At 61.7% G+C, this 13734-nt stretch carries 14 protein-coding genes and 1 tRNA gene; 7 read left to right on the top strand and 8 right to left on the bottom strand.

The features are described from left to right. Positions 1-8: 8 nt before the first annotated feature. The 7 genes from RS9916_RS12190 to RS9916_RS12160 form a co-directional block, all read right to left on the bottom strand. Positions 9-470 (bottom strand): pentapeptide repeat-containing protein, encoded by a 462-nt coding sequence (locus tag RS9916_RS12190; protein ID WP_038024628.1) that lies wholly within the window; start codon positions 468-470, stop codon positions 9-11. 59 nt (positions 471-529) lie between these two features. Beyond that, entirely contained in the window at positions 530-1147 is a 618-nt protein-coding gene (locus tag RS9916_RS12185; RefSeq protein WP_007099741.1) for a 3-isopropylmalate dehydratase small subunit 2, read from the bottom strand. Between the two features lie 53 nt (positions 1148-1200). Beyond that, positions 1201-2616 (bottom strand): 3-isopropylmalate dehydratase large subunit, encoded by a 1416-nt coding sequence (gene leuC / locus RS9916_RS12180; RefSeq protein WP_007099740.1) that lies wholly within the window; start codon positions 2614-2616, stop codon positions 1201-1203. Positions 2617-2655: 39 nt separating this feature from the next. Beyond that, a complete protein-coding gene (locus tag RS9916_RS12175; RefSeq protein ID WP_007099739.1) occupies positions 2656-3936 on the bottom strand; it encodes a competence/damage-inducible protein A in 1281 nt (426 codons plus the stop codon). Next, positions 3929-5080: an MraY family glycosyltransferase gene (locus RS9916_RS12170; protein WP_007099738.1), complete on the bottom strand. Its 1152-nt coding sequence runs from the start codon at positions 5078-5080 to the stop codon at positions 3929-3931. Before RS9916_RS12170 ends, RS9916_RS12175 begins: the two co-directional genes overlap by 8 nt. A gap of 90 nt (positions 5081-5170) precedes the next feature. Further along, complete coding sequence (gene glyA / locus RS9916_RS12165) at positions 5171-6463, bottom strand: serine hydroxymethyltransferase (RefSeq protein ID WP_007099737.1); 1293 nt, start codon at positions 6461-6463, stop codon at positions 5171-5173. A gap of 94 nt (positions 6464-6557) precedes the next feature. Then, a tRNA-Arg gene (locus tag RS9916_RS12160) sits at positions 6558-6631 on the bottom strand. Positions 6632-6725: 94 nt separating this feature from the next. Here RS9916_RS12160 and RS9916_RS12155 point away from each other — a divergent pair. Genes RS9916_RS12155 through RS9916_RS12145 form a run of 3 tightly spaced genes read left to right on the top strand, consistent with a single transcriptional unit; the run spans position 6726 to position 7583 of the window. Next, positions 6726-7007, top strand: a complete 282-nt coding sequence (locus RS9916_RS12155) for a hypothetical protein (protein ID WP_007099736.1) — start codon at positions 6726-6728, stop codon at positions 7005-7007. Continuing rightward, positions 7004-7294, top strand: coding sequence for a DUF3181 family protein (locus RS9916_RS12150; RefSeq protein ID WP_007099735.1), 291 nt, complete (start codon positions 7004-7006; stop codon positions 7292-7294). The genes RS9916_RS12155 and RS9916_RS12150 overlap by 4 nt, the downstream gene beginning before the upstream one ends. Before the next feature lie 25 nt (positions 7295-7319). Beyond that, positions 7320-7583, top strand: coding sequence for a hypothetical protein (locus RS9916_RS12145; protein WP_007099734.1), 264 nt, complete (start codon positions 7320-7322; stop codon positions 7581-7583). Here the strand turns inward: RS9916_RS12145 and murJ are convergent. Continuing rightward, complete coding sequence (gene murJ, locus RS9916_RS12140; RefSeq protein ID WP_007099733.1) at positions 7570-9177, bottom strand: murein biosynthesis integral membrane protein MurJ; 1608 nt, start codon at positions 9175-9177, stop codon at positions 7570-7572. The genes RS9916_RS12145 and murJ overlap by 14 nt on opposite strands. Before the next feature lie 112 nt (positions 9178-9289). Here murJ and sfsA point away from each other — a divergent pair, with 112 nt between their 5' ends. From sfsA to RS9916_RS12120, 4 genes are all read left to right on the top strand, one after another. Further along, complete coding sequence (gene sfsA / locus RS9916_RS12135; protein ID WP_050752341.1) at positions 9290-10078, top strand: DNA/RNA nuclease SfsA; 789 nt, start codon at positions 9290-9292, stop codon at positions 10076-10078. A 108-nt stretch (positions 10079-10186) separates the two neighbouring features. Continuing rightward, positions 10187-11701 carry an ammonium transporter gene (locus RS9916_RS12130; protein ID WP_007099731.1) on the top strand — a complete coding sequence of 505 codons (1515 nt, stop codon included), beginning with the start codon at positions 10187-10189 and terminating at the stop codon, positions 11699-11701. A gap of 133 nt (positions 11702-11834) precedes the next feature. Next, positions 11835-13031, top strand: a complete 1197-nt coding sequence (locus RS9916_RS12125) for a 4-hydroxy-3-methylbut-2-enyl diphosphate reductase (RefSeq protein ID WP_007099730.1) — start codon at positions 11835-11837, stop codon at positions 13029-13031. 62 nt (positions 13032-13093) lie between these two features. Next, on the top strand, positions 13094-13732 hold the full coding sequence (locus RS9916_RS12120; protein WP_007099728.1) for a DUF1997 domain-containing protein: 639 nt from the start codon (positions 13094-13096) through the stop codon (positions 13730-13732). The last annotated feature ends 2 nt before the right edge of the window (positions 13733-13734 follow it).

Below are 13734 nucleotides of genomic sequence, written 5' to 3'. Positions count from 1 at the left end.
CGGATGCCTCAATCCGCCCCGCCGCCGTAAATCAGGTGGCTACCGGTGAGATCGGAACCGGCGTACTGCATCCCTTCTGTACGCACGTCAGGCGCATACGCATTGATCACCACCGCATCGCGCAGATCGGCGCGGCGTAGATCCGTACCCGCCAGTTCTGCATTGCTGAGCACTGCCCGCTGAAGATCGGCACCTTCCATGCGAGCGCCACTGAGGTCAGCCCCTTCGAGGTTCGCATCCCCAAGCTGAGCATCCCGGAGATCCGCTTCGCGTAAATCCACCCCAATGAGATGGGCCCCGCGCAGATCAGCGCCTCGCAAATCACAGCCTCGGCACTGACCGGTGGACTGCAGCTGCAGAACCGGATCAATCTCGATCGTGAGTGGCACAGCCCTTGCCATCGGTGAGGCCGCACCGATGCAAAGGGCGAGCAGCCCGAGGGCAGAAGAAGAGAGTCGGGAACGGGCCATCAGACGCACGCCTCTATCTCCGTCTTAGACACTGCAGCAAGTGTCTGCCGCCAGCAGGCTCAGAACCCGTTCAGATACGGCAAGGCCGCCATTGTCTGTTTCAACTCAGCATCCCGCGACACCAGCTGAGATGTGGCATCCCAGCGACCGCTGAGCAGCATCTCGAGAGCACCAGCATCAAAGCCGACATCCCAGGATCCGGATCCCTCACTGCGGCACTGACGGGCCTGAAGATCAAGGGTCCACGCAACGCTTGGATCCTGCGAGACCGCATCCTGCAACGCAAGGATCTGTTCTGGTGACGCCGTGGCGCAGGGAATGCCCAGAGCCAGGCAGTTGCCATGAAAGATCTCGGCAAAACTGACACCCACCACGGCACGAATGCCCCAACGCATCAGCGCCTGGGGAGCATGCTCACGGCTGGAACCACAGCCGAAGTTTCCATTCACCACCAAAATCGATGCGCCGGCATGGGCCGGTTGGTCGAAGGGATGCGCTCCATCCAGTTCCTTGCGGTCATCAGCGAAGGCTTGGGCACCCAGGGCGTCAAAACTGACGCACTTCAGGAAACGAGCCGGAATGATGCGATCGGTGTCGATGTCGTCACCGCGCAGGGCAAAGGCCCGCCCACTGACGCTGGTGATCGCTCCCTGGGGGAAAGGGCCGGTCTGGGTCATGGCTGCAGTGGAACGGTCTTGAAAAGGAACAACGAGAGCAACAACAGGCTGGTTCAGCCCTCAAGCGGCGCCAAGCAGCGCACGTCGGTGACACTGCCTTCGATCGCGGCAGCAGCCACCATCGCTGGACTCATCAGCAAGGTGCGACCACTGGCCGAACCCTGGCGACCTTTGAAATTGCGATTGCTGGAGCTGGCACTGATCTGACGCCCCTCAAGGCGATCAGGGTTCATGGCCAAACACATCGAACAGCCGGGTTCACGCCATTCGAAACCTGCAGCGCGGAAGACCTTGTCCAGGCCCTCGGCTTCGGCGGCACGCGCCACCTGCTCCGATCCAGGCACGACGAACGCCTTGATGCCAGACGCCACTTGCCTGCCTCGAGCCACGCTGGCCGCCGCCTGCAGATCACTGAGACGGCCGTTGGTGCAACTGCCGATGAAACACACATCCACAGGAACACCGGCAATGGCTGAGCCGGGGGCAAGGTCCATATAGCGGTAGGCCTCCTCCGCGATCGGACGATCGGAGGGATCCAACTGCTCAGGCGTGGGGACCGTTTCATCAACACCGATGCCCTGCCCAGGGGTGATCCCCCAGGTGACGGTTGGGGCAATCGCAGCAGCGTCAAAGCGCACTTCATCGTCGAAGTGAGCATCAGAATCTGAGGCCAACGCATGCCACCACTGCACAGCCCGCTCCCAAGCCTCGCCACTCGGCGCTTCCGGGCGGCCCGCCAGGTAATCGAAAGTGACCTGATCGGGATTGACGTAGCCGCAGCGGGCCCCACCCTCAATCGCCATGTTGCAGAGGGTCATGCGCTCCTCCATGGACAGCGCCTCAATCGCCGGACCGGCGAACTCATAGGCATGACCCACCCCTGCCTTCACCCCCAGCGTGCGGATCACGTGAAGGATGAGGTCTTTGGCGAACACACCGGCACTGAGCTGGTTGTCGAACCAGAGACGCCGCACCTTGAGCTTGTTCATCGCCAGGCTCTGACTGGCGAGCACATCGCGCACCTGGCTGGTACCGATGCCGAAGGCAATCGCACCAAAGGCGCCATGGGTCGACGTGTGGGAGTCACCGCAGGCCACGGTCATTCCCGGCTGGGTCAGCCCAAGCTCAGGAGCAATCACATGCACGATGCCCTGACGGCCGCTGCCCAGACCATGAAGGGTGATGCCATGGCGCTCACAGTTGCGTTCCAACGTGCTGAGCATTTCCTCCGCCAGAGGATCGGCGAACGGGCGGGCCTGGCTGGTGGTGGGCACGATGTGATCCACGGTGGCCACCGTCCGCTCTGGGCAACGCACCGGCAGCCCCTTGTCCTCGAGGGCGGCAAAAGCCTGCGGACTGGTGACCTCGTGAATGAGGTGCAGACCGATCAGCAGCTGGGTGGACCCACCGGGGAGATCTGCGACACGGTGCAAATCCCAGACCTTGTCGTAAAGCGTGCCGCTGCTCATTCCGGCCAAGTGATCAGCCGTTCACCCTACGCGCCAGCCTCAGCTGCCCTCCATCGGGGTCTGAAGACGCAGGCGCAACTGATCCAAAGCATCTCCGGCACTGAGCCTGCGCACCCACTCACGACCACGGCTGTCGCCGTAGCGCCGCGCTTGCGCAAAACAGCCATCGGGGCCAGCAACGGCCAGATGCACTAACCCAACAGGCTTCTCCTCCGATCCGCCCCCAGGGCCAGCAATGCCTGTAATCGCCACGCCCCAGTCGGCGCTGGTGCAGCGACGGACTCCCTCCGCCATGGCTTCCGCCACGGGATCACTCACGGCCCCATGCTGCTCAAGCAGTGCAGCCGGCACGCCCAGCAAGGCCTGCTTGATCGCATTGGCATAGGCGATGACACCGCCCAGCACCACATCAGACGAGCCCGGCACCGCCGTCAGAGCTGCGCCCAGTCCACCACCAGTGCAGGACTCCGCGACGGCCACGGTCTGGCCACAACGGCGCAACTGCTCGATCACCACAGAAGCCAGCGTGTCGGCATCAGCACCAAAACAACGTTGACCGAATCGGCGCCGCAAGTCGACTTCCACCGGCTTGAGAAGCTCCCTCCCTTCCTCAGGGGTATCGGCACATGCGGTGAGCCGCAGCATCACCTCGCCACCCCCGGCATAGGGAGCCACGGTGGGATTGCTCCCAGCCAACAAATCCTCAATTTGCTCGGCGAGCGTGGACTCACCGATACCCCAGAAATGCAGCTGCCGGCTGGTGAACACACCGCTAGCAAGGCCAGAGTTCTGCAACCAAGGCCCTGCGGTGACATCCCACATCGCCCGCATTTCGCTGGGAACACCAGGAAACGTGAGCAGGGTGAACCCGGGCTGAGGCGACCAAATCATGCCTGGCGCAGTGCCGGTTGGGTTGGGCAGCACCTGGGCCCCCTGCGGGAGCAAGGCCTGGCGACGGGTGCTGGGGGAGGGTTCTCGTCCTCGACTGCGCGATTTGGCGAGGATGTCGGCCCACACCTCAGGCCGTTCCTCCATAGGGACGCCGAAGGCTGCAGCGATGGCTTCCGTGGTGAGGTCATCTGGGGTGGGTCCGAGACCACCGGTGGTGATCAACACGCGGGAGCGCTGAGCCGCCTCCCGCACGAACGCGATCAAACGCTCGCGGTTATCCCCCAGCACCGACTGGCGGTAATGGGGCAAGCCGAGGCCTGCCAACCGTTCCCCGATCCAACGGGCGTTTCCATTCAGGATGTTGCCCAGGAGAAGCTCCGTACCGACACAGAGCAGCTCAACGCCACGGCTCTCGGCCGGTTCAAGCATGGTTTTGGGGAATGGGCGAACGACGCGACTTCTGCTCTGCCTTGAGGCGACGGCGCTCTGCTTTACGCGCCGTTTCGACCATCTGGCGGCGGCGGAGAACCACCACCGTGCCCACCAGGATCGCGGTGGCTAAAGCCAGCCAAAGGAAACGAAGCTCCACATTGGCCACCACCATGGCGAGAGCCGCCAGCCACTGCGTAAACACGTAGATCAACAGCACCGTGCGCCTGTGGCTGAAACCGGCACGCAGCAGGCGGTGGTGCAAGTGGCGGCGATCAGGATAGAAGGGTGAATGGCCATCACTGAGCCGGCCCATGATCACGGCGGACATGTCTGCCAGGGGCAACGAAAGGATCAGCAATGGCAGCAACAGGCTGACGGTGGTGAGGCCTTTAGCAGGGCCAACGATGCTGACCGCCGCCAGGGTGAACCCAAGGAAATAGGAACCGCCATCTCCCATGAAGATGCGGGCGGGATTGAAGTTGTGGCGCAAAAAGCCGAAGCAGGTTCCTGCCAGAGCCGCCGCCAGTAAACCGGCAGCAGGCTGGTTCAGGGAGAAACTCACGGACAGCAGTCCAACTGCGGCAATGCCTGCCACACCAGCGGCAAGGCCATCGAGCCCATCCAGCCAGTTGATCGCATTGGTGATCCCCACCAGCCAGATCACCGTGGCAGCGAGGCTCAGCAGGTCTGGCAGGACAAGGACTGAAGAAGCATCACTCAGCCAAGGGAAATCAACAGCCCCAATGCGCACGCCTTGGGACCACACCACCATGGCCACCGCCACTTGTCCGGCCAAGCGGGGCCACGGGGACAGAGCGAAGAGATCATCAGCCAAGCCGATGATGAAAAAACAGAGGGACCCGGCCAGGGTGGTCCAGATCAATTGATCGCGATCCGGAGCCAAGACCCCGAAACCACCGACTGCCCAGGTCAAGGCAAGAGCCCCACAGAAGCCCAGCACCATGCCCACCCCGCCCAGGCGCACCATCGGCGTGGTGTGCTGCTTGCGGGAATCCGGTTGATCCGTCAGCCCCATCCGCAGGCCAAGAGTGCGCACGAGGGGAACCACCAACGTGGTGATCCCCGCTGCGATCGACAACGTGATCACGGCCACGGCGAGTGGATGGCTCGCGAGGATCACAGAAGACTCCGGTGAGGATGCACCCAGATCGGGTGAATGCAATCCAATCTAGGCAGGCTGAATCCGGAGTTCCAGCCCGCAGTGGGACAGTCAGGCAAGCGCCGGAACAGCCGCTGCGCCTGCATAGAGCGGGAAGCGACTGCAGAGGGTGAGCACGCGCTCCTTGCAACGGGCCTGAACGGCATCGTCGTTGGGATTGAGAAGCCGATCAGCAATCACATCCGCCACTTCAGCAAACGCTGCGGTATCAAACCCACGGGTGGTGAGTGCAGCAGTGCCGAGACGCAGACCACTGGTCACAAAAGGCGACTCTGGGTCGAAGGGCACGGTGTTTTTGTTGGCCGTGATGTTGACGTCACTCACCAGCAGGTCAGCGACCTTGCCGGTCATGCCAATGCTGCGCAGATCCAGCAGCACCACATGGTTATCGGTGCCACCACTGACCACGTCGATGCCGCGGGCCTGAATCTGCTTGGCCAAGGCCTGGGCGTTGGCCACAACCTGACGGCTGTAGGCCTTGAAGTCGTCGGTCAACGCTTCTCCAAAGGCCACAGCTTTGGCCGCAATCACGTGCTCAAGCGGACCACCCTGTGTTCCAGGGAACACAGCCTTGTCAAAGCGCTTGGCGAACTCAGCGTCACGGCAGAGGATCAGGCCACCGCGAGGACCGCGCAGCGTCTTGTGGGTGGTGGTGGTGACCACATCGCAGTGAGGCACAGGGCTGGGATGGACACCCGCAGCGACCAGTCCAGCAATGTGAGCCATGTCGGCCAACAGATACGCACCCACCTCATCGGCGATGGCACGGAAGGCCGGGAAATCGATCGTGCGGGGGTAAGCGGAATAACCGCAGACGATCAACTTGGGCTTGTGCTCGAGCGCGAGCTTGCGGATGGCCTCCATGTCGAGGCGCTGGGTCGCCTGATCGACGCCGTATTGCACGACGTTGAACCATTTGCCGCTGACGTTGACAGGAGATCCGTGGGTGAGATGCCCCCCGTGGCTGAGGTCCATCCCCATGATCGTGTCGCCGGGCTGGAGCAACGCCAGAAACACAGCGAAGTTGGCCTGCGCACCGCTATGCGGCTGCACATTGGCCCATGCGGCACCAAACAACTCCTTGGCCCGTTCGATCGCCAGTTCCTCGATCGCATCCACATGCTCACAGCCGCCGTAGTAGCGCTTGTGAGGAAGGCCTTCGGCGTATTTGTTGGTGAGCACGGAGCCCTGGGCCTGCATCACAGCCCGGGACGCAAAGTTCTCGGACGCAATCAGCTCAAGATGGGTTTCCTGACGGTTCTGCTCCTGCCCGATCAGGGCAGCGATCGCGGGATCGGCATCGGCCAGAGCGGCGTTGATCGGTGCGGAAGCGCGGTCAGACATGAAAGAAGGCCTGCTGTTGATGAATCGTAGGAAATGACTTCGTCTCACCCCGAAGCCGGGCAAAAAAAAACTGCCCCGAAGGACAGTTGAAAAGCGCGCCTGGAGAGATTCGAACTCCCGACCCTCTGATCCGTAGTCAGATGCTCTAATCCGCTGAGCTACAAGCGCCTGCACCTGACTATCTGACCTTATCGAGGGACCCAACGTCAACTGTTTGGGGCAACCGGCCGCCACAATCAAGGCATTGCGTAGACGCTGCCCGATGCCCATCCGCTGGTACGGCCCGGCTAACCCCGAAGACCCGATCTATCGACACTTCAATCGGATCGTGAATTGCACGCTGCATGCGGGGGTTTTTGCCGCCGTCAACAGCGGCCTCTGGTTTGTGCAGGGCATGCGTCACCCCTGGAACCACCTCGCCTGGATCACGGAAGCCTGGCTTGCCGTCTTGGTGGTGCAACTGATCAGCGTGATCGTGCAACGTCCGGGGCCAGAGGAACGAGCCACAACACCAGTGACCAGCACGCCGAGCGATCAACCATGAGTCTCGATGCCGCAGAACTGCGCGATCTCAGCGCCGCCATCAGCGACCGCCTGTTCCTGCAGGTGGCCGGTTGGCACCTGTATCTGGGGGATGCTGGCCTAGCCGAACCCCTGGCCATTGAATGCAGCGCCCGCATCGACCAAGGTGCGGCCATCGCAGCACGTCAGTCCCTAGAAGCACTTCAAGTGCCCCTCGGAGGTGGCAGCACGAAACTGCCGCTGGCCCGCCTGATCCCGGCTGTTCAACTTCGTGATCTCGAGGAGATCCTCGAGGAGCACTGCCGATAAGGTTGCAGCCAACCCGGGAGCCCCCGTGCTGATCATCGAGGTCACCAATGCCCGCGAGGTGATGCGTCAACGCATCGGCAAGCTCGGGGAGCGCTTGATCGGCAAGGTGGTCGACGCCGAGGCGCAGGTGGAGAAGGCGTTGATCCAGGAGCTGGAGAACGCGTTCAAGGAATTTGGAATTGAAGCCCGGATCCTGTCGGTGCAGGGTCCCCAAGTCGTGGGCCGCCAGCAACTCGAGCTGCCCATTCAGGTGCGGGAAGACCGCAATGTGATCCTCAGCGACGACTGAATCGCCGAGTGAAGGTGCCCGTCAGCTCCTCCACCTCCGGCACCCCAAGGCTGCGGCCAATCCCCACAAACAACAGCAGCCCCAGGGCTGATGACAGACCCACCTGGAGAAGTCGACCGAGCAAATCAAGCGGCCAGGCGATCCAGGTGCTGAGAGCCCAGGCCGCCAGCCCAGACAGGAGCGCCGCCAGCAGCAAGCGCAGCGCATCAACAGCCCAAGAACGCAGAGGCAATCCTTTGAGACGCCCTTGCAAGGCGATCAACAACGCCAGACAGGTGATCAGATTGATCGCCACCGTGGCCAGCACCAGCCCCGGAGCACCGAAGTTGAAGGGCATCTGAGGGCCCCAGGGGGTAGGGCCACCCACCAGCAGCCAGTCGAACAACACATTCATGCCGATGCCTGCCATCGAGAGGCGGAAAGGAGTCGTGCCATCTCCCAGGGCATAGAACACCCGCACCAACACATCCCGACCGAGGTAGGCAGGCATACCAACGCCATAGGCCATCAAAAGTCCGGTGACCAACTGCACCGCCTGCTGATCGAAGGCACCACGCGCGTATACCAAGGAGACAATCGGGGCTCCCAGTGCCACAAATAGGGCTCCCAGCGGCAGCATGCTGGCGGTGGAAAGCATCAAGCCCTGACGAATCCGAGCCACCAAAGCCGGACGATCGTCTGGCCCTGTGAGCCGGGCAAACGTGGGCAACAACGGCACCAGCAGGGCGTTGGAGATCAGCCCCAAAGGGGTCTGCACCAACAAGTTGGCGTAACCCAGGCCTGCCGCCGCCCCAAGGATTCCGGAGGCAAAAAACAGATCGGTGAACACATTGATCTGCAACATCCCCGAGGAGAGGGTGGCAGGACCCATCACCTGCCACACCTCCTGCACCCCGGGATGGCGCCAATCCCACACCAACTGGAGCCTCGCCAGACCCTGCTTCACCAGGGCCGGCAACTGCAGCAACCACTGCAGCAGGGCCCCCACCAGAGTGGCCAGGGCCAACACCACCCCGCCAACGATGGCCGACTGGGGCGCAGCAATCGAAGGGCCGAGCTGCCACCAGAGCAAGCACACCCCAAGGATCAAGGCCAGACTCGACATCAACGGCGAAATCGCCGGAATCCAGAACTCATCCGCCGCATTGAGGGAGCCGAAACCAAGGCCGATCAGCCCCGCCAGAAGCGCCATCGGCGCCATCACCTGCAGTTGGATCACAGCGTTGTGGTGAAGCTCAGATGAAAGACCAGGCCCCACCAACGTGATCAAAGGATCAGCGGCCAGCACCAGGATCAGGGTCACCAGCAGCAACACCGCGCTGACCATGGTGTTGAGGGTGGAGAGGATGTGTGCCCCTTCCTCTTTGGGCCGCCGGCTGAGCACGCTGACCATGGCGCTGTGGAAGGGTCCGTTAATGCCTCCCAACAGGATCAGCAGAAAACCCGGCAACACATAGGCGTAGTTGTAGGCGTCGTAGGCCGCACCGACCCCGAACGCTGCAGCGATCACGAGCTGGCGCACCAGACCGCCCAGCTTGCTGAGCAACGTGCCGTAGGTCACCACCAGGGCGATGCGCTTGAGGGATCTCGCCATGGCGGAACAGCAAGCCGACTCAGAGATGGGCTGCATTCTCAACCGACTGACGCCATTGGGAAGCCCCCAGGGGCCACCATGGCCACCATCTCTGGCCCGCCCACGGCCCCTCATGTCCGGTCTTTCCCTGCTTCAGTTCGAACCCCTGCATGAAGGGGTGCTGCTCAAGCGCTACAAACGCTTTCTGGCTGACGTGCGCCTCAACGACGGCAGTGAAGTAACGGCGCACTGCGCCAACACCGGACCAATGACTGGCGTGTTGATCCCCGGTCAGCGTGTACGGCTGCGCCATGCGCCCTCTCCCACCCGCAAGCTGGCCTGGACCTGGGAGCAAGCGGAGGTCACCGGTGCTGACGGATCACCGTGCTGGGTTGGCATCAACACCGCCCTGCCCAATCGCCTGATCCGAGCAACGGTCGAAGCCGGATGCCTCCAGGAGCAACTGGGTGACATCGCCTCGATTCGGGCCGAAGTGACCTACGGGAGAGACAGAAAAAGCCGGATCGACCTGCTGCTGCAGCCCCCAGAAAACGCCAAAGATCCCAGGCCCATTTACTTAGAGGTTAAAAACACCACCTGGACCGATGGTGATCTGGCACTGTTCCCCGACACCGTGACCGAACGGGGACAGAAGCACCTGCAGGAGCTGATGGATGTACTGCCGGACGCTCGCGCGGTGCTCGTCCCGTGCCTGAGCAGACCGGATGTGGCCGCTTTTGCTCCCGGCGACAGCGCCGACCCCCGCTACGGAGAACTGTTCCGCGAAGCCCTGGATGCGGGTGTGGAAGTGCTGCCCTGCTGCTTCAGCTTCGAAGTAGATCAAGTGCGTTGGCAAGGACTTCGACCAGTCAAGCCATCCACGAATGCGTCAAACAACCCATTTTCTGCATCTAATCCTTGACTTTGTAACAACGCGAACATTGACCCAGGCAGATCATTGGTCACCCTTAGTGCCGACGACTTCATCCGAACACCACGGAGAACGTCTTTGCAGCCCTGCTCTTCTTTCATGACATCTGCTCTGCATTCGCCTTCCAGGCGGAGCAAGCCGCGTCTCCAGGAAGCAAGCCTCCTGGAGGGCCCCATGCTCCTCCTTAAAAGCATCCGCGGCTTTCGAACCAATCGCTCACTAACCTGGCTCGCTTGCGTTCCGGTTGCTTTCGCAGGCCTGGGCCTGTTCAACCTTGCTGCCCACGCGCAAAGCGCCAAACTCGAAGATCTGACTGGTCTTCAACTCACCAGCTTCCTTGCCGACAACCTCTGGTTGTTGATCGCCACCATTCTGGTGATCTTCATGAACGCTGGCTTCGCCATGGTCGAAGCCGGCATGTGCCGTCAGAAAAACGCCGTCAACATCCTCGCCAAAAACCTGTTCGTGTTCGCCCTTGCGGTGACGGCGTATTGGTTCATCGGCTACTCGCTGATGTACGGCGGCTCTGTGGTTGATGGGTGGCTGTATTTCAAAGGTCTGTTCTTCGATCCTTCAGCCACTGAAGCCATCGCTTGTGCAGCAGCCGACAAAGCTGACGATTGTGTTCAGCTTGTGCCAGCTGTCGATTTCCTCTTCCAGGCTGCCTTCGCTGGAACTGCTGCAACGATCGTGTCCGGCTTGGTTGCAGAGCGCGTGAAATTCGGCGAATTCGTGATCTTCGCCCTGGTTCTCACCGCTTTCATCTACCCAATCTCCGGTTCCTGGCAGTGGAATGGCGGCTGGCTCGACAGCCTCGGCTTCATCGATTTCGCCGGTTCCTCCATCGTTCACTCCGTGGGCGCTTGGGCTGGTCTGGTCGGCGCCATGCTGCTTGGCCCCCGCATCGGCAAATTCGTTGACGGTCGCCCACAGGCGATCCCTGGCCACAACATGGCCATCGCCACCCTTGGCGCTTTGATCCTCTGGATCGGTTGGTACGGCTTCAACCCCGGCTCCGAGCTGGCAATGGACCAATACGTGGCTTACGTGGCTGTCACCACCTCTCTGGCCGCTGCAGGCGGCGCCATCGGCGCCACCGTGATCTCCACGATCACATCGGGCAAGCCCGACCTCACCATGATCATCAATGGCATCCTTGCCGGCTTGGTGAGCGTGACCGCAGGTTGCGGCAACCTGACCATGGTTGGCGCTTGGGTCGCTGGCCTTGTCGGCGGCATCATCGTGGTGTTTGCCGTTTCGGCCCTCGATTCAGCTGGCATCGATGACCCCGTGGGTGCCTTCTCTGTGCACGGTGTGTGCGGTGTCTGGGGCACGATCGTGATCGGCCTCTGGGGTGTCAAGGGCATGGCTCCTGACGAATTCTCCGTGGGCATTGGCCTGTTCAACGGTGGTGGTTTCTCCCAGCTGGGGATCCAGGCCCTTGGCTGTGCTGCTTACGCCATCTGGACCCTCGTCACCTGCTTCATCGCCTGGTCTGTGATCGGCGCTCTCTTCGGTGGCATCCGCGTCACCGAAAAAGAAGAGATCGAAGGTCTCGACATCGGTGAGCACGGCATGGAGGCCTATCCCGACTTCGCCACCACCAACAGCTGAACCAACGCGTCCCGCGTTTCCGATCAGCTCCTCTCAAGTCCGGCCCCATCGGCCGGACTTTTTTTTGCCCTGTTGCCCCCGCGCGTCAACCTGCAGGGGCTGCCCATAGAGTCATCCCACTGCTTTGCCGGATATGGATACCCACGCCTTTAAGCGCTCGCTGCACCATTCCGATCGCTACAACCGGCGTGGATTCGGCCGCGCAGAAGAAGTTGCCGGCAGCCTGGAGCAGGCCTATCAGAGCGGTCTGATCGGCTCAATTCGCGACAACGACTATCGCCTCACCCATGGGCGGCTCAACGTTCGCCTCGCCGAGGCTTTCGGCTTCTGCTGGGGCGTCGAGCGGGCTGTGGCCATGGCCTACGAAACCCGTAAGCACTATCCGGATGAACGCATCTGGATCACCAACGAGATCATTCACAACCCTTCTGTGAATGACCACCTGCGGGAGATGGACGTGGAGTTCATCGCCGTTGATCAAGGCGTCAAAGACTTCTCCGGCGTCACCTCAGGGGATGTGGTGATCCTTCCCGCCTTCGGAGCCACTGTGCAGGAGATGCAGCTCCTCAACGAACGCGGCTGCCACATCGTGGACACCACCTGCCCTTGGGTGTCCAAGGTGTGGACCACCGTGGAGAAGCACAAAAAACAGACGGTCACCTCGATCATTCACGGCAAGGTCAAGCACGAGGAAACCCTCGCCACCAGCTCCTTCGCCGGCACCTACCTCGTGGTGCTCGACCTCAAGGAGGCCCAAATGGTGGCCGACTACATCCTGGGCAATGGAGATCGTGAGACCTTCATGACCAAATTCGCCCATGCCTGTTCGCAGGGGTTCGATCCCGACCGCGACCTCGAACGCCTGGGAGTGGCGAACCAGACCACCATGCTCAAGAGTGAAACCGAGGAAATCGGCCGCCTGTTCGAGCGGACGATGCTGAGCAAATACGGCCCCACCGCCCTCAACGAACACTTCCTGGCGTTCAACACCATCTGTGACGCCACCCAGGAGCGCCAGGACGCGATGTTCTCCCTCGTGGACGAACCCCTCGATCTGATGGTGGTGATCGGCGGCTACAACTCCTCCAACACGACCCACCTGCAGGAAATCGCCGTGAGTCGCGGCATCCGCTCCTTCCACATCGACACTCCAGAGCGGATCGGGGCCGATAACAGCATCGAGCACAAACCCCTGGGCCAAGACTTGATCCGCGAAGCCGATTTCCTGCCAGCAGGTCCCGTCAATGTCGGCATCACCTCGGGTGCCTCCACCCCTGATCGGGTCGTGGAGCACGTGATTCAGCGACTGATCGGCCTGAGCGAATCCTGACCCCCAGCCCCCTTTACATTGGTTGACATGCGGGGATTGTCCCCGGAGAGGGACCTCCATCCGTGCTGCTCTTGACGAGACATCCAGCCGATTCCCTGCGCCACAGCGACGACCCGCAGATCCGCTGCTACAGCAGCCATTTCTCGGATCAGATGGAGATGCGCGCCACCACGCGTGAGGTGGGTGCCTATCTCGATCGGCATGAGGGGTGGTTCCGGCGTTGCGCCAAACCCATGGACGTCGACGTGCTCGATGCTCAGGCCTATGCCCTGCGCCTCGGCCGGTTTGGCAATTTCGGCTTTGAAGTGGAGCCCACCATCGGCCTGCGTCTCTTGCCCCAGCAGCAAGGCACCTATGCCATCACCACCGAGCCAGTGCCTGGACGCAACGATGGCATCAATGCGCTTTACGACGTGGACTTCCAGGCATCGCTGCGCCTCGAGGAGCAACCAACCGGAAGAGACGACAGTGGCAATGCAAGCCCCTCCACAAGCGTGAGCTGGGACCTCGACCTGTCGGTCTGGATCAAGCTCCCCAAAGTGATCACCATGCTCCCTGAGGGGCTGGTGCAATCCAGCGGCGACCACCTGCTGCGTCAAATCGTTCGCCAGATCTCCCGTCGGCTGACCTGGAAAGTGCAGGAAGACTTCCATGCCACCCATGGCCTTGCTTGCCCAGCACGAAAAAGGGCGGCGTTCTAAAC

It is taken from the genome of Synechococcus sp. RS9916 (assembly GCF_000153825.1).
Classification (GTDB): Bacteria; Cyanobacteriota; Cyanobacteriia; order PCC-6307; family Cyanobiaceae; genus Synechococcus_C.
The sequence above is the reverse complement of the archived record's forward strand: the minus strand, read 5'-3'. Positions and strand labels throughout refer to the sequence as shown.